The organism is Streptomyces sp. 3214.6, from assembly GCF_900129855.1.
Lineage (GTDB): Bacteria > Actinomycetota > Actinomycetes > Streptomycetales > Streptomycetaceae > Streptomyces > Streptomyces soliscabiei.
The window spans coordinates 148,144-164,232 of the sequence record NZ_LT670819.1; the positions used below are offsets into that span (position 1 = coordinate 148,144).

At 69.6% G+C, this 16,089-nt stretch carries 12 protein-coding genes; 8 read left to right on the top strand and 4 right to left on the bottom strand.

Translation table 11 applies throughout. The features are described from left to right. Window positions 1-28: 28 nt before the first annotated feature. Complete coding sequence (locus tag B5557_RS44395) at window positions 29-508, bottom strand: exonuclease domain-containing protein (protein WP_197697277.1); 480 nt, start codon at window positions 506-508, stop codon at window positions 29-31. 288 nt (window positions 509-796) lie between these two features. Here B5557_RS44395 and B5557_RS43420 point away from each other — a divergent pair, with 288 nt between their 5' ends. The 5 genes from B5557_RS43420 (at window position 797) to B5557_RS00620 (ending at window position 6,873) form a co-directional block, all read left to right on the top strand. Next, window positions 797-1,156, top strand: coding sequence for a hypothetical protein (locus B5557_RS43420; RefSeq protein ID WP_159424290.1), 360 nt, complete (start codon window positions 797-799; stop codon window positions 1,154-1,156). A gap of 767 nt (window positions 1,157-1,923) precedes the next feature. Continuing rightward, a complete protein-coding gene (locus tag B5557_RS00605) occupies window positions 1,924-2,682 on the top strand; it encodes a TnsA-like heteromeric transposase endonuclease subunit (RefSeq protein ID WP_159424291.1) in 759 nt (252 codons plus the stop codon). Then, the gene (locus B5557_RS00610) at window positions 2,679-5,069 is read left to right on the top strand and encodes a DDE-type integrase/transposase/recombinase (RefSeq protein WP_079657270.1); all 2,391 of its coding nucleotides are present in this window, start codon (window positions 2,679-2,681) and stop codon (window positions 5,067-5,069) included. Before B5557_RS00605 ends, B5557_RS00610 begins: the two co-directional genes overlap by 4 nt. Further along, window positions 5,069-6,124, top strand: a complete 1,056-nt coding sequence (locus B5557_RS00615) for an ATP-binding protein (protein ID WP_079657271.1) — start codon at window positions 5,069-5,071, stop codon at window positions 6,122-6,124. Before B5557_RS00610 ends, B5557_RS00615 begins: the two co-directional genes overlap by 1 nt. Before the next feature lie 86 nt (window positions 6,125-6,210). Further along, entirely contained in the window at window positions 6,211-6,873 is a 663-nt protein-coding gene (locus tag B5557_RS00620; protein ID WP_079657272.1) for a hypothetical protein, read from the top strand. Between the two features lie 145 nt (window positions 6,874-7,018). Here B5557_RS00620 and B5557_RS00625 read toward each other — a convergent pair whose 3' ends face one another. Then, complete coding sequence (locus B5557_RS00625; RefSeq protein ID WP_079657273.1) at window positions 7,019-9,298, bottom strand: DEAD/DEAH box helicase; 2,280 nt, start codon at window positions 9,296-9,298, stop codon at window positions 7,019-7,021. Window positions 9,299-9,463: 165 nt separating this feature from the next. Between B5557_RS00625 and B5557_RS00630 the strand changes: the two genes are divergently transcribed. Then, the gene (locus B5557_RS00630) at window positions 9,464-10,549 is read left to right on the top strand and encodes a TniQ family protein (RefSeq protein WP_159424292.1); all 1,086 of its coding nucleotides are present in this window, start codon (window positions 9,464-9,466) and stop codon (window positions 10,547-10,549) included. A gap of 44 nt (window positions 10,550-10,593) precedes the next feature. Here B5557_RS00630 and B5557_RS44600 read toward each other — a convergent pair whose 3' ends face one another. After that, complete coding sequence (locus B5557_RS44600; protein ID WP_231976182.1) at window positions 10,594-11,544, bottom strand: hypothetical protein; 951 nt, start codon at window positions 11,542-11,544, stop codon at window positions 10,594-10,596. Between the two features lie 129 nt (window positions 11,545-11,673). Continuing rightward, a complete protein-coding gene (locus tag B5557_RS45820; protein WP_331716812.1) occupies window positions 11,674-12,579 on the bottom strand; it encodes a hypothetical protein in 906 nt (301 codons plus the stop codon). A gap of 1,164 nt (window positions 12,580-13,743) precedes the next feature. On the opposite strand from B5557_RS45820, the gene B5557_RS00650 reads away from it, so the two are divergent. Next, a complete protein-coding gene (locus tag B5557_RS00650) occupies window positions 13,744-15,231 on the top strand; it encodes a hypothetical protein (RefSeq protein ID WP_159424293.1) in 1,488 nt (495 codons plus the stop codon). Window positions 15,232-15,287: 56 nt separating this feature from the next. Further along, entirely contained in the window at window positions 15,288-15,890 is a 603-nt protein-coding gene (locus B5557_RS00655; protein WP_079657279.1) for a hypothetical protein, read from the top strand. Window positions 15,891-16,089 lie beyond the last annotated feature (199 nt).

Here is a 16,089-nt window from a genome sequence, read left to right on the forward strand (position 1 = left end):
GCCTCAGTGGCACCGGGACCCGAGTCGATCACGGCAAGGAAGCGTCCCGGTGCCTTGGTTCGGATAAGTCGGCCACCATCTCGTCGGTGATGCCATGGACCCAGCGGGCACCGTCGCTGATCGGCTCGGTCGGCTTGACCAGAGTGTCCATCAGCTTCTTCCCGGTGGCCGCGTCGATCACGGCGATCTCGACGGTCTGCCCGGGCAGGTCGGTCGTCTCGGTGTCGAGGATGACCGCGGCGTCCGGCTGCAGGAGTTCGCGCGCGATGCGGGGCACCTCTCCCCACGCTGGGCACAGGGTGATCTCGCTCGTGTACGGGGCGGTCGCCGGGTCGGCGAGCAACTCCCGCCGCACCTCCTGCTCGGTCGGCCCTCCGTCGACGCGCTCCCAGTCCAGCTCCCAGCCTCCGGTGTACGGGGAGGACCAGGCCCACACCGTCGTACCGTGCCGGCCGGTCAGTCCTTGCGCGAGCGCCTTCACCACGGCGGCCCTGGACCCTAGAGTCAACTCCCCTGCTGCAGGTGGTTGTCCGGAGCAGTAGGGGTGACTTCCGCGTCACGCGACCACCCCGAACCCCTGGGTCGGGGACGGGCTCGCGGCGCACGATCACGGCAACGCCAGTAGGGGCGACCGCCCAAGCCGTCCCCATCGAAGGGGACCGGCACCGCAACCACCGTTCCTTTGCTCGAACTCCCGTTGCCGGAGCGCAGACCGGGCGCAACACACCAGTGCGCCAACTGATCGTATCTGCCACTATGTGATGTCTTCTTCAGCATCACCTGGGGGGCAAGGGCTATGCGGACCACGGCAGCGCTCATATCCACGGCAGCCCTGCTGCTGACACTTGCCGCCTGTTCGGACGGATCAGGGGACTCCGGCAGCCCGGCGGACAGTGCCACAGCTTCCTCCCCGACGGCCACCACTGCTCCCCCGGCGGACGCCGAGGCGATCCGCGCCTGTATTGCTGGCGTCGACGCGCTCTACACCGGGGACTGGTCGCCGACGACCCCGCCAAAGACCCGGCCGGCCGGCTGCGAGTCGCTGTCGGTCACCGAATACGGCTACGCCTACCGGAGCGCCGTGGCGGCGATCGCCAAAGCTGGGGAAGACTTTTACAACGAAAACGACGGACTTCCCTCCGACTGGCCTTCGTGAGCGAACCCCGGTTCGTCGCCCGGCGCAGATCACCGACCGTTCGGCCGCACCAACCGCGCCTCCTACGCGAACACCGCCGCCTGCGGTCGACCCCGCAACCCCGGTTTCACCAATACCCTGCTGACCTGCGCCCTGATCGTCGGCTCCGCCCCCACCAGCCGCTCCATGATCGCAGCCCACCTGCTCATCTACCGCGGCGGCCAAGAGGGGCGAAGCACGCTTCACCAACTGGCCGTAAATCCGCCCCTTCACGCCGGAATACGCCTCAAGGCCGCGATGGTGCTCGCGGAAAGCCACGACTGGCGAGGGCTCCAGGCACTGGAGATCCTCTCCCACGACCCGCTCGCCCAGCCCGGAGTGCGTGCCTGGGCAGAGCGCCACCTTCGAGACGCGACGCGCCCGCAAGGTCGGTGATCTGCGACGGCGTGCGCACCCCCGCCTGACTCGGATCCAACTTGCTGGCGTCGCGAACGCAAGCGCCTCGGCGCGGTCCCCGGTGCCATCACCTTCGAGTCCGCCACGGCGGGTGTCCGCGCTCACGAAGCGCGTCCTGGGAAGATGCTCTGCCTGCTGCGGACCGTCACGCCCGTTGAACCTGGACGCCGCGGTTGTTGACGGCGCTGCTACGGCTGGGATGGCGGATTAAGGATCATGTGGCGCCGCCCTTGCACTAGAGTCAACTCCCCTGCTGCCGTGGGTGGTTGTCCGGAGCAGTAGGGGTGACTTCCCCGTCGGATGCGGGGCTCGGAGAGGAAGCGGGAATCACGGTGGCTGTCGCGTTGGAGGTCGTCCACCGGATCGAGGACGGCAGCAGGAGCATCACGGTCCCTGTGGCCCGGGCGGGTGCGGTCCCGCTGACTCGGCGGGGCGAGGTGTGGAAGCCGGTCCGGCATCCTTCGCAGCGCAGTATCGCCACCTGGTGGTGGGCGGCGACGACGGGCCGGCATGTGGGCTGCCGGTCGATGAACGTGCTGGCGGTGGCCATGCTGCTGGACTTCGATCCGTCGGTGACGGAGTTCACCGCATGGTCTGCGAGGATCAAGTGGCGTGCGCGGGGCCGGGAACGCAGTGTGGTGCCGGACTTCTTCGTCCGCACCGCTCAGGGGGCGACGCTGGTGGTGGCCTGTCCCCCGGCGAGCGGACCGAGCCCGCGGTGGCAGCGCCAGCAGCAGGTGCTGCGGCAGGCCTGCCAGGAGGCGGGCTGGGAGCTGGGCATGCCGCGGATTCCGGCGCCGATGGCGCTGGCGAATCTGCGGTGGGTGTCCCGCTACCGGCATCCCCGCTTCGGCGACCAGGATGTCGAGCAGGCGTTGAAGGCCGCATTCCGTACGCCGCGTGTGCTGGAGGAGGGAGTGCGGGCCACGGGACTGCCGCGGCTGTCGACGCTGCCGCGCCTGTATCACCTGCTGTGGCGGCAGGAGCTGGCCATAGAGTGGAACCGGGCGATGGGCCCCGGCAGCGTGATCAGTGTGTCGGGCCGGTTGCCGTCGGCGATGCGCCGCCCGGTGCGGGAGGATGCCGCATGAGTGAGGTGCTCACCGGCCGGCCGCGGGTGTCGGGGCTGGCGCCGCGCGGCATTGTGGCACCCGGGGACCGGGCGCGGTGGATGGGCGAGCAGTACACCGTGTCGGCCCTGTCGGGCACGACCGTGCATCTGGCCCCCGCTCCGGGCAGCGCGGCGCCCCCGATCGCGGCGACGATTCAGTTCCTCGCCGTGGCCGAGGACTTCGCTGTGCTCGACGAGGCGGGCCTGCCACTGGCGGCCGACCCGTTCCCGAACTGGGCCATGCTGGAGGGCGTCAGTCCCGACTGCGCCCGGGATGCACGGATTTGGCGGCGGCACATCATCGAGGTCGACACCGGTCTGCTGCCCGGCGTCCCCGAGAGCAGCAGACCGCGCGAGGGCTACGACCCCGACCGGTTCACGCTGGTCGAGCGCTACCAGCGCAAGGCGGCGGAGCTGAGCGCCGTACTGGAGTGGAAGGTGTCGTGGCAGACGGTCCAGCGCAAGCGGCTGGCCTTCCTGAAGGAGGACATCTGGGGGCTGGTCGACAAGCGGCGCACCCGCAAAAGCATGCTCCACGGGCGCACCGATGCACGGGTCGTGGACCTGCTGCTGGCCCTTAACGAACGCCAGGCGAAGGAGCAGGCCGCCACCGACGCGCGCACCCTGTTCAAGAACCTGCGGCGCGCCGCCCGGGCCACGCTGGGCCCTGCGGTGAAAGTGCCGAAGGACCCGACCTTGTATGCGCTGCTGAAGCGGCTGGGCATCGACGCGTTGCAGCTGCGCGATCCCACCCGGCGCCGCAAGGACCGGTTCAACCGTCCCGCGCCGCCGTTCGGGGTGACCACCGCCACCGCCCCGGGCGAGCTGGTGCAGATCGACTCCACGGCGCTGGATGTGAAGGTGCTGGGTGACGACGGGCGGCCCACGCAGGTGGAACTGACGGCGGCCATCGACGTGTTCACGCGCAGCATCATCGCCGCCGTGCTGCGGCCCAAGACCCCCGGCCGGCGCAAGACCCGGCAGCAGACGAGGGCACTGCTGAGCACCGGCACCAGCAAGGGGCGGGCCACCAAGGCGGTGGACGCCTCCCTGCTGCTGGCGCTGTGCATGGTGCCGGCCCCGATGCGGCCCGGCTTCGATGCGGCGGCCTCCGCGGCCCGCTCGGATCTGCCGTACGAGGAGCTGCTGGAGGTCGATGCGCGGATGGAGCACGCCGCGGCCCGGCCGGTGATCATGCCGGAGACGATCGTGATCGACCACGGCACGGTCTTCGCCGGGCAGACCTTCTTCGACGCCTGTTCCTACCTCGGCATCTCCGTGCGTCCAGCCCGCAAGCGCACCCCGACGGACAAGGCGATCGTCGAGCGGACCTTCGCGTCGATCAAGTCGCTGTTCAGCCAGCGCGTCAACTCCTACACCGGGCGGGACTTCAGCCGCCGCGGCAAGGAGATCGGTCCCGACCGGCTGTGGACCCTGCAGGAACTCGACGACCTGCTGCAGGAGTGGATCGCGGTCGGCTGGCAGGCACGGCCGCACGAGGAGCTGCGCAGCCCGTATGAGCCGAACCTGCCGCCGCTGACGCCCAACCAGGTGTACGCCGCAGGCGTGCAGGCGGCCGGTTACGTGCCGATCCCGCTGGGATTCAAGGACTATCTGCAGCTGCTGCCCACCGCCTGGGTCGGTGTACGCGACGACGGTATCCGCTTCAGGAACCGCACCTACGACAACTACAAGGGCGAGTTCGAGAACGAGATCCGCAACAGGCCGTCGGGGCTGAAGGGCAAGAAACGCGACGGATGGGAGCTGCGCTACAACCCCTACACCCCGGAGCAGGTGTGGCTGCGGGATCACCGCAGCGGTGAGTGGATCACGGCGGTCTTCAAGCACCAGCATTTGATCGGCGCCCCATGGACGCAGCACCTGTGGGAAACGGCCACCGCCGAGCATGTGGCGCGCGGCGGCCGCCACACCGACGACGAGAACATCGCCCAGGTCCTGGCCGACCTGCTGGAGCGGGCCGGACACGGCCCGGACGAACCCGGTGTGGTGAGCGTGCCCGACGGCTACGGGCCCCTGCCCGGGCTGGAAGCGGGGTGGGCGCCGCCGGGTGAAGGCGACTTCGATCCGTTCGCCGGTGCGGCCGCGCTCGACCTGGACGCGCTGGGCCCTTTGACGGTGCTGGAGCTCGACGAGACGAGCCTGTACGCCCCGGATGCGCCGTCACCCGCAGACGCAGACGCAGCCGGTGCCGGCGCCGCACCCGGGTGGGCGGCTCCGGGCCACGCAGCCACCGAAGAGGCCTCGCTCCTGGCGGATCTGGGCGAGCTGGAAGACGGCCTCGACGACGCCGCGCGCCTCCTGCTGGACCTGCCCACCGAAACCGACCCTCCGCAGGAGGACATGTGATGATGCAGCCGCCGGTCATCGAGGACGATGACATCCGTCTGCTGGTCGACTCCCCAGCCCCCACGCCTCAGTTCAACGCGCCCCGTCCGCTGTGGCTCAACACCCTGACCAACTGGCGCACCTTCGCCGCGCTGGACCGCACCCGGCCGGACCTCGCGGACAGTCCACCACCCGGCACGAAGGTCGCCGACAACGACCTGCGGCTGCGCTATCACGCCCTGATGCCCACCGTCGTCACCCCCGCCATCGGGCGTGCCCTGGTCGTCGTCCACGAACACCTGCTGTCCAACCGCGAACGCACTCACGGCAAGCCCGGTGTCATCATCGAAGGCCCCCGCGGCACCGGGAAGACCGAGATCCTGCAGTACATCGGCCGCCACTACGAGAACAAGATCGCCCGCCTGTATGAGCCGGACGAGAACCGCATCCCGGTGATCGCACTGCGGGTGCCGCCGCTGACCCGCGGCGGACGGCGGAACTGGCCGGCCGCCCTCGCCTCCTTCCTCGGCCTCAAGCACGACGGCGGCACCGACCCCACCCGTTCCATCTGCCATGTCATGCGCGCCAGTTCCACCCTGCTGGTCCTCGTCGACGGCATCGAGCAGCTCCGGGCCGGCGCGGACGCCGAGGAATCGTTCGCCTACCTGGAAGAGATCAGCGAAAGCAGCGGCGCCACCTTCGTCTTCGCCGGACGCGCCGCCCGTTCCATCGTCGACCCTTTGACCCGTGACCGGGAAGCCGCGCTGAGCGACAACGAGGAGATCTGGGGCGACTACGCCAGCCTGCGCACCAGCCGGATCGGCTACGACGACGAGAGCCGCAAGCTGTTCGCGAAGATCGTCCGCGACTTCGACAAGAACCTGTGCCTGTACCGACACGAGCCGGACGACCTGACCAGCCTGCATGAGTACTTGCACCGCCGCAGCAAGGGCTACCTGCGGGCCCTGTCCCAGCTCGTCACCCAGGGCGCCCAGAAAGCGATCTGGACCAAGAAAGAGCGCATCACCGAGGAACTGCTGGAGACCCTGACCATCGGCCGCAGCCGCACCATCTGACACCAGACGGATTCCCGCACCGGGGCCGGGCAGCCGCCCCGGGCTGCATCTGCAGGCACGCACACGAAGCAAGGAATCAACACGTCATGGAGAGGTACGACGACTTCGGGGAGGACGAGGACACCGGAGGGATAAAGGTGACCGTCCGTGTCCCGCTGGGCACCCGTCTGGCCCTGACGAGCGGCCTGGAACGGCACCAGGCTTGGACGCAGCAGCTGAAGGCACATCATCGGACGCAGCTGAAGGGGCTGACGCCCTCGCAGAAGGACACCCTGCGGGCCGAACAGCGCCAGACATTGGACGCCTTGCGCAGTCGCGGCAGCCTCCTGGACAAGAGGGACCTTCTGATTGCCTTCGGCTTGCGCCAGGAACTGCAGGCCCGGGGCTGGGACCGCTCCTGGGCCGGTGCGGAGGGGGAGGAGATCCCCACGGGGCTCCTCCCCGCCGCCCTTGTGAGCAGTTACCCCGAAAGCCTCTCTTTGTTCCTGCCGGCGACTGTCGTGGAACAGGTGCGTGCGGGGTGCTGGTCCTCCTCGAGGGATTCCATCCGCCGACTCCAAAAATGGCGTGCCGACTACTCCGCCGCCCTCCTGCAGTCGCGCGAGGGGCCGTCCGAGGCGGAGTACCGGCGTCTGGCCGCCGGTGTCACCACGACGGGAGAGGTCTACCGGGCGGGTATCCGTCGAGGGCTGCAGGCGGTGCTGCATGCCCCAACGCCGCCGCCGATTACGGCCCTTGCGCCGCGTTGAGGGGCTGGTGCGCCGACGGGGCTACAGGGCCTTGCAAGACGTCGAGGGCGAAGCTGCGACGCACCGAAGTGGCCGGGCGAGCGGCCGGAGGCCCATAGTCCCAGCATCCGTTTCGCGTGCGCGACCGGTCTCCTGTACGGCACCCTTACGGCTCCGCTGTGGCCCTGGGCGTGTCCCAGGCCATGCGGAGGAGGTTGAGCGCGGCGCGTTCTTCGTCGGTGAGTTCGTTGGGGGTGCGGCGGATGTGGTCGATCCAGGAGCCGAGCCGGAAGGGGCCTATCCAGTCGGTTTCGGTGTGCTGGCGGGGGACGTCGAGGTGGCCTTCGCGGGCGAGGTAGCAGGAGGCGGCGACCAGGCCGCGGCGGAAGTCGCGGCCTCGTTCGGTGCGGAAGGCTTCGGGGTGGATGCTGTCGACGTGTGGGGTGATGCCGATGTCGATCAGGAGCCTGGCTTGTTCGGCGCGGAGCTTGTCGAAGTTGTTGCGCTGGCGGTTGAGCCATTGCCCGAGCTTGAATCCGTCCAGGGTGGTGAAGGAGCCAGGGACATCCAGGCTGCCGCCCGCGGCGATGTGCGCTTTGGCGTGAGCGTAGGCACGCCGCCAGGTCAAAGGCCAGCCGGGGTTCCACCAGCGGTCGAGGGCGGCAAGCTGCTTAGCGTGGTCTTTGGGGAGGGTGTCGGAGTTGTCCTTCCTGCGGCACTCGGCGAGCCAGGCGCCGATGGGGTGGCCGCCTTGCGTGGCGTCGGTGGGTGCGGCGAGATGTCCGTGGGCGGCGGCGTAGGCGCGGGCGTGGTCGAGGATGCGGGTGAAGGTGTGGGCGGGGGTGCTCCACAGCATGCCGAGGGCATCGAGGGCTTCGGTGTGTTCGCTGGGCAGGCGGTCGGCCAGGTGCCGCAGGCGCTGGTTGCTGATCCACTCCCCCAGGGCAAAGCCGGTGTCGTCGTGGAAGGCGTGGGGGACATCGAGGTGATGGTGGTCGTGGTGGTAGCGGGTGGCTGAGGCCAGGCCGTCGTGCCAGGAGCCGGTAGCGGGCAGCGTGATCTCGAGCCCGAGGGCGAGGGCGACCTGCAGGGCGCGTTCGGCGCGGTTGTAGTGGACGGTTCGGCGCGGACCGCCGCCGTCCATGCGGCGGCTGCGGCGGGGCACGGCGATGTGGTCGAGGAAGCTGTCGTCGTGGGCCCTTAGGGCCTGGAGGATGGTGTAGATGCCTTCGAACTGCGAGTCGTGCAGGGCCTGTTCGGTGGCCCGTCCGTCGGGCAGGTAGACGGGCAGCACGAGGGTGGCCTTCTTACCGCGGCCGGGCACCAGACGCAGGGCGCGGCCGATGGCCTGGATGGCGTCGACGACGCTGTTGCGGGGTGCGGCGAAGACCACGGAGTCGATGGCGGGGATGTCGATGCCCTCGGCCAGGACCCGGACGTTGCTGAGCACTGAGCATCCGTCGGCGTTTTGGAAGTCGGACAGCCGGCTGCGGCGCTCGTCTATGCGCTGCGTTCCGTCAACCCAAAAAGCCTGCAGGTCGGGCCGCTTGAGCTGGACGGCGGTGTGGGGCAGGTCTTGGGAGAACGCTTCGGCTGCCTCAATGCGGTTGTGGAAGACGAGAACACGCTGCAGGTCGTGGTCGGTGATGGCGCGCAGGACGGCCACCTGCAGTGCGGCTGCCCGCAGGCCTCCGTGCTGCGGATCGAGGTGGGGCTTGCGGGTGAGGATGGCGTGCAGTTGTTTGTCGCCGACCACGGGCATCACGACCTGGTAGTCGGCGAGGAGTCCGCGTTCGATCGCCTCGGCCATGCCGAGGCGGTAGACGACGGGGCCGAAGATGTCGCGGCGGTCCATGGTGGCGGTGGGGGCGCCGTCCCACAGCCCGGCGGTGAAGATGCGGGGCGTGGCGGTCATGTAGAGACGTCGCCGGGCGGGGATGGCACGGTCGTCGTGGATGGCTCCCCAGCCCTCTTGGGTGCTCATGCATGTGCGGTGGGCTTCGTCCACGACGATGAGGTCCCAGGCCGGCAACTGGCCGATGTCGTGGGCGTCTTGCAGGCCCTGCAAAGACGCGTAGGTCACGAAGACCGTTGCGGGGCCGTCCTGTTCGGCGACGAGGCGGGGCAGGTCTGCCGGCCGTTTGACCATGCGGGCTGTGCGCCGGGGCAGGCCGCTGCGGGTCTGGCTCATCGAGGACAGGCCCACCATGAGGCCGGCGCGTCCGCCTTCGCGCCAGCGCCTGATGGTCTGGGTCAGCAGCTCCAGGGTGGGCACGGCCACCAGGACCCGTCCGTCCGCGGCGACATGGCGGGCGGTCGCCACCGCGGTGAGTGTCTTGCCGGTGCCGCATGCGGAGACGGCGGTCACGCGGCGTTCCCCTCTCGCGAAGGCTCCGGTGATGGCCGCGAGGGCTTCCTGCTGATGCGGGCGCAGCGCGAGAGACATGGCCGGGGGCTTCTCCTTGCGGGGGCGAATCCGGAACACGGGCACCGTAGTGGATCATTGGACGGCGCTCTCCAATTCCAGCCAGAATGAGCGGAGTTGGCGAAGAACCCGCCGTAAATGAGGGGCGGGCGGAGCAGGAGGGGTAACACATTGGCCGGGCGTTCGTTGGAGTCTTTGCAGGGCGGAGACGGCGAGAGCGAGATGCAGCCGCTACCGCGGCGGCTGCGGTTCATCGCAGAGGAGTCCACGAACTCGTTCGTGCACCGGCTGGCGGAGACCAACGGGCTCGATACCCGAGAACTGCTGTCCATGCTCGGTGCGGGGGATGCGCTCGTTCCCGAGCCGGAGTTCAGCGAAGTACATCTGAACGTGGCCGCGCACGGCAGGCTGGCCGCCTTGGCGGGATGCCGCACCGACGTCCTGGCACACGTGCTGCCCACGCTGCGCGCGCATCCGCTGCCCGATCCGGACGGTGCGCCGCCCCGCTGGGACGTCCCCAACCCGTGGGAGCCCGCCGGTGACTGCTTGGTGCGCGTGTGTGATCTGTGCGCGCTGGCCAAGCGGGCACGCCGGGATGCGTATGCGGTGTCGGCGGCCGGCTGGAGGGTGTGCGCCCGGCACCGGCGCTGGACGGACAACCTGCGAGAAGACGGGGTGACCTGCATCCCGCTCACGCCTGTTCCGGAGGTCCTGGCAGCTCACCTGGAGCGTGTGCGACTTGAGCGGCGGCTGGGGACCGGCGGTCGCATCGCGTTCGCGGACGCCTTCCACATCGCTGTCTTCTGGTGGAACCAGGCCGCCCAGGTTCCTCCCGCGTGGGCGGTGCGCCACCAGCAGCTCGGCCTCAAGAAGGGCAGCGACCGGCGGGTGGCTGCTTTGGTGGCCTACCCGGAGGTCGTCCAACTGGCCGGCGTTCTCGCGGCGCGGGAGCGCCGACGGCTGCGGGGCAGCTGGTCCCGCGCCCAGGACACCGACTGGCTGCGGGGCGTGCAGGCCCTGTTCGCCTCGTGGGAGCTGCGGGGCAGTTTCCCGATGGAGCCGGTGCTGCAGTGGGCGGCCCGGCATTCCGGGCGAGCGGACCTGCCCGGGCCGAAGCCGGTGCGGGGCCGTTATCGCCGCCTGGGCGCGTCGGGCCCCCACCCGCAGGTACTTCCCGCGGCTTCACTTGAGACCCTCACCTGCCTGCCCTGGCGGTTGGGCGACATAGAGGAGGCGCCGGCACATCTGTGGAGCGTGAGCAGCCGCGTCTGATGAGGGCGCAGCCGCAGGCGGGCGGGGTCGGGCTGCGGCAGCGGTCAGAGACCGAAGCCGATGTGGGAGACATAACGGTAGGCGCCGTGGTCAGAGCCGAGGCTGTCCGCGATGGCGTCCCAGGCCTCGTCCAGGGCTTGCTGGTCACCTGAGTTCCAGGCGTCCACGACCCGTCGCCAGTCGGTGCGGACATTGATCGTGCGGATGTTCAGGTCACGGCGCCGGTTGGGGGCGACATGCTGCTGGTCGACCGGAGAGATCTCGATGCGGGTGCCGCGGCCGTCGCGCCAGAGGCGCTGCTTGTAGTAGCCGACGAGGTTGTGGCGGCGGCAGGCCCAGAACGCCTGGTCGATCTTCTTCAGGTTGGCCGGCAGGGGGCGTTGCCGTGCCGTCATCCACCGGGCGATGGTCCGCTCGGTCACAGTGACCTGGGCCAGCCGTAACCAGGCAAGCCCCTGCTCGTCCCGGGCCAGATAGCGCAGGCGGACGGCCAAGCCCCTCGGATGACTGACCGGGAACAGACCCCTGCGGGCCGCCCGCTCGTCGAGCTGACGTGCCAGCGCGGCCCCGCCGGATATGCCGGTAGCGCCGTAGCGCCCGAACCCCTCTCCCTGCTGCGCGGGAGGCGGAGGGAGGGTCCCGCCTGTCGGGAGCGTCACAGGTTCCATGATTGGTCTTCCGCCTTGTCTGCCGTTGATGGTGATGGTGTGTCCGGCGTGATGAAGCTTCTCGTCCCCGAGGGACAGCAGGTCAGCGTGCCGTTTGCGCGGAGCGGGCGACGACAGGCCCGGGTAGGTTGTTCTCTCGCCCGGCGCGGGTGAGAGTGAGCCGAGCTGTTCGAGACCGCGCAGCAGGGTGGCGTCGGTACGGCCGCTGCGGTGGCGGGTACGGGCGTTCTCGAGCGCGCTGCCGGGGCGGACGCTGTCCTTCTGCCCTGTCGAGGGGACAGTGAGGTGGTCCCTGGGCTGGTGAAAGCGGCGGGCGGTGGCAAGCATCCGTGCCCTGGCGGCGGCAGCGGAGAGTGTGCCTGGCCCTCAAGGACGAAGGCGGTTTGCTGCGCCGTCGGCGGCCAGGTGGAGGCCGGGTCCGGGGTCTGAATGTGTCCGCCGGGTGCTGGGGCGGCATCAGGCGTTTCCGTGGACAGTGTAAGTCTCTTTGGCCTTGAGTTCGCTCAGGCCGTGTCCGGCGGTGAAGACTGCGCGCCAGTCACCGGTCACGTGGAGTTCGTCGGTGCCGCTGACCTGGACAACGCCCAGTCCGGCCTGGTGGGCTTTGTGCGCCTTCATCCAGAGGTTGGCGAAGGACTGGGAACGAATGAGGTGCATCCAGTCGGGGCGGCACAGATCCCGGTTGGCGTTCGACTCCCCCAACGTGGACACCAGCTTGGCGTACATGGCTTTGACGTATTCGCGGGTGAGGTCGTCGCCGGCCTCCAGTGCCTGCTGGCGAGCGTCGCGCAGGAGGTTGCGGAACTTCACGAGCAGGTGCTCGGTGCAGCCGGAGGTGTAGGACTCATGGATGCGAGGCGGCTCGCACAGGCCGTGACGGGTGGACAGGCGCAGCAGCAGGCGCAGGGTGGGTTCGGTGACCCACAGGGGCCCGGGCTCGTCGCGCGGGCCGAGCGGATTGGGCAGGACGTCGTCGTGGGACCAGCTGGGGGGCGTGATCAGGTGGACTCCGGCGCGTTTGCTGTCGTGGGAGTCGCCGGTGCTGTGTTCGAGACGGCCGAGCGGGAGGTGGGTCTGCAGGGCGCTGAGGTAGGCGCCATTGACGTCCAGTGCGGTGACCTGGTGTTCGCCGGGCGGCAGGTGCGGGCGTCGCCAGTGGGGGCGGGCCTCCCAGATCTGGTCGGGCGCGCCGGCGCTGGGACGGCGCAGGATGTCCGGCAGCGACGGGTGGTGGACGATGTCGTAGCGACCGTTTCTGCGGGACAGCTCCAGCAGACGCATGGCATCCGGTATGGCACGGCGCTTCAAGGTCTCCAGAGCGGCGGCCGGGTCGTCGGGATGGCCGGCCCGTGCCTCCTCCACGGCCGCGGTGATGAATTCGTTCGGGTCAAGGTGGCGGGGCGCGGAGACCGGTCGTACCGGCCGGAGCGCAGCCGGAGGCGACGGGGCGGCAGGGACGGGCGGGTGGGCCGGTGAGGGAGTTGAGTTGCGAGGTGAGGGGATGCGGGCCGCCGGGGCGGCTGGTGCCTCCCGGCATTCTTCGGGGGTGAGGTGCTGGGGGAATCCGGCGACCTGCTGGTGGGCTGGGTGTCCGCACAGGACGCAGGGCTGCGCGCTGTGCAGGGTTCCGTCAGCTGCTGCCTGTAGATGGGGGTCCCCGGCGGCCATAGGCAGGGGCAACACGGTCTGCGTAAAGGCCGGTTCAGGCTCGTCGCCCATGAGCCTGAGGCGTGTCTCCGCGCCTGTGAGGAAGTGGGTGTAGCGGGCGCGGTGGGCTCCGGCTGGCTCTTGGCCGCTCTCCCACGCTTCCAGTGTACTGGTGTCCACGTCGCAGGCCTGCGCAACTTGATCGGCGTCGAGGTGGAGCTGCTGGCGTAATCGGCGCCGCCGGCCGGGGCCCGGAAGGGGGATGCGAGCAGTGGCGATGAGTTCGTCGATGGCCTGGAATGCACCCATGGCTGTCCTGTTCAAGGAGTCCGTCACAGCAGACCGTGGCCGTGCAGGGCTGCCTCGGCGCCGGTTATGATCATTTTAGGGGCGCCAGGCGGGGTGTGGGCCAATAAGTTGATATTCAACTCCCTTTACTTATAGGCGAGTTAGTGGGCCGGAGGGTGGTGCTCGTGGTCTTGCAGGCGGGGCATTTCCGGCGCAGCAGGCCCGAGCAGGCGGCCGTTTGTGCGACGACTTGGGCACCGCTGTCCAGCGTCACGCCGGGGCGGAAGCATCGCGACGTTGTCAGTGGGCGACGACAGAATGCGGCCGACGCAGCAGCCCGGTCAGGGCACCTGTGCATCAGGCCGGCGGCCTGATGCACAGGTGCCCTGACCGACGCACTGGTGTACCCCGCTGTATCTGCCAGGTCCGTGCAGGAGGTTCGTCATCATGGCAAACGCGCTTGTCGCCCCGTTCCGTTCCCGTCGCGCAGCCGTCCCGCCCGGCGGCGACGGCGACAGTCCCGGCGAAGTGCCGGTGCAGTCTGGGGACTTCACCCACCGTGCGGCCATACTGGTTCGTGTCCCCTCCGGCATGCAGGAGGGCATCGCCCGTGAGCAGTGGGAGCGGTGCGGACTGCTCTTCTCCCGCGTGGACGATGCCCGCCAGGGGGGCGCCATGGTGCTGTACCGGGTGGAGGTACGCCTGTTGGGAAGCCGCTGGGGTGCGTTGAGTGAGGCTGAGCGGCGGGTTACGGAATCGCTGGCTGGCCGCGTGACGGCACACATCGGGGACTCCGCTTTGTTGGAACCCGAGGATGCGCAAATGGCTGCGAGTACTTGGCACGTGCATCGCAAGATCGACTGGGGGTCCGGCTGGTGGCGGACCCGTGCTGCGCGGCTGTGGGTGCAGGTGGGGGCCGCGGATGTGCACCGACGGGTGCGCCTGGACGGTCCGGGCACCGAGGAGGCGGCTGTGGCGGCTCTTCGCCAGAGGCCAGATCTGGGAGGTGTGACGTTTGACGACGAGCTCCATGACGTGCGGCCCGGAATCGTCTCCGCACACGCCTTGCGGTCTCAGGATCCGGCCCCCTGGCACACTCGGGCCTGGGGGCTTCTCGGCGTGGCGGTGGGTGCCGCCGCGATGCTCTTCGGCTGGGTGCTGGCAGGGCTGGGCCTGGGCTGGCAGGTCGTGCTGGCACCGCTGCTACCAGCGGCCGCGTGGTGGGTGGGCCCCTGGTTCGCCGCCCCGGAACGGCACTCCCGGATGATCACGTGGCTGTGCGGGCTGGCCATGGTCGGCGGCGCGGGGTTCTGCGGCTTCATAATCCGGGGGATTTCCACGGCGCTGGGAAGCGTGGGCGGTCTGGGGCCGGCGGCGCTCATCCTGTGCGGGCTGCCGGTGCTGCGCGGCTGCATGTATGCGCTGCGCCAGAGCTGGATCTCCCGCAACGTCGCTGCCCTGCTGTCGGTCGCCGTTCTTCCCCTGCCGTGGGTACTGCCCTGGATGGGGCGGCTGGCCCAGGGTGTCTACCTGACCGTGTGCCTTGGCGTCCCTCTCGCGGCCGCCAACGTCGATCCCGTCTGGACGTATCTCGCTGGCGTGAAACTGGCGGGCCTGTGCATCGCCGCCCTGCTGTGCGGGCTGGCGGGACTCGGCTGGGCCCGGCACTTCTACTGGATCACCGGATCGAGGACGTACTGCATCGCCGTCGTCGGCACGCTCACCGCGCTGATGACGGTGGTGGCCCTGATCGTGGGTCTGTCCTCGGCCACCGCAGCGGCTGATCGCACCGCCGCACAGGCCGCGGCCGGACGGGATCCTTCGCCCTTTTTCGGGATCAGTTCCCGGCTGGTGTGTGTGCGCCCGATCGATGTGGCAAACACGGCCGTGCAGCCGGGACCGTTGCCCACCAGCCACCCGGTTGTCGCGTTCGACGTCACCGGGGACGAGACCTGGCTGTGGGATCCCCGGCGGGAGAAGAACACCGCCGACCTCGCCAAGCGGGCACTGCGCGTGCGCACCGAGCAGATCGTCACCCGGCCAGCGGCCCGAGGTGTCCCCGCCTGTCCCCCGCTCTAGGCCTCTGCGGCTGCCCATACGGCAGCCCGGTCCGGACCGGGCGGGGGCGGTGGGCAATGATGATCGGTATGAATGAGCAGTGGGCCGGTGTGGTGGGCGCGGTGGCCGGCGGGGTGCTGGCGGGAGTGCCGGCGCTGTTGAGTGCCCGGTGGAGTCGCCAGAGTCAGCGCGAGCAGACTCAAGCCCAGCACGTTCTCCTGGCGGGCCAGCTGCAGTCTGCTCATCTGCTGCAGATGATGGAGCCGCGGCGGCGGGTCTACGGCGACTTCATCGCCGCGGTGCACCAGCTGCGCAGCAAGCTGTACGAGGCGTGGGGCAGGGGACACGGAGACGGCTACGGTCCGATGCTCGTCGTCCTGGAGGATGAGGAGCTCAGCCGGCGACTGGAGCATGTGCGCGCCCAGATCGCACTCGAAGGCCCCGAGCCGGTCGTCGCAGCGGCCGAGAGCGTCATGGAACTGATCAGCGCCTTGTATGCCCACGTCTTTTCCGTCGAGGAGAGCGGCATCATGGGCGAGTTCGCCGCCGCGGGTGAAGAGGTGGCCGCCCCTGAGGAGTTGGCTGAGCTGAAACAACGGCTGGACAGCATGATCACAGCCGCCCGTCAGGCCCTGGCCGAGTACGGTACCACCGCACTGCTGCCGTCCATCGGCCGGTAGCCGCCCTTGCACGCCGCCACCTGCACCAGGTCGCCGCACTGGGTGGGCCCAGTAGCGGCCGTCGGTTCAAGGGGGGCTGGCTTGCACGATGAGGCGGTGAGCGGTTCCTTGTAGCGAAGGGCTGCGTGCGACTGACCGAACCCGTTGTGGATCAGTTCGTCGCACGGCCGGAGTGATGACCGCAAGTCCGCTGCGGGCA

Excerpts from the sequence above, each read along its gene's own strand:
- B5557_RS00610 (WP_079657270.1), top strand. The coding sequence starts at position 2,679 with ATGAGTGAGGTGCTCACCGGCCGGCCGCGGGTGTCGGGGCTGGCGCCG.
- B5557_RS44600 (WP_231976182.1), bottom strand. The coding sequence starts at position 11,544 with ATGCTTGCCACCGCCCGCCGCTTTCACCAGCCCAGGGACCACCTCACT.
- B5557_RS00620 (WP_079657272.1), top strand. The coding sequence starts at position 6,211 with ATGGAGAGGTACGACGACTTCGGGGAGGACGAGGACACCGGAGGGATA.
- B5557_RS00625 (WP_079657273.1), bottom strand. The coding sequence starts at position 9,298 with ATGTCTCTCGCGCTGCGCCCGCATCAGCAGGAAGCCCTCGCGGCCATC.
- B5557_RS00615 (WP_079657271.1), top strand. The coding sequence starts at position 5,069 with ATGATGCAGCCGCCGGTCATCGAGGACGATGACATCCGTCTGCTGGTC.
- B5557_RS00655 (WP_079657279.1), top strand. The coding sequence starts at position 15,288 with ATGATGATCGGTATGAATGAGCAGTGGGCCGGTGTGGTGGGCGCGGTG.
- B5557_RS43420 (WP_159424290.1), top strand. The coding sequence starts at position 797 with ATGCGGACCACGGCAGCGCTCATATCCACGGCAGCCCTGCTGCTGACA.
- B5557_RS00650 (WP_159424293.1), top strand. The coding sequence starts at position 13,744 with ATGCAGGAGGGCATCGCCCGTGAGCAGTGGGAGCGGTGCGGACTGCTC.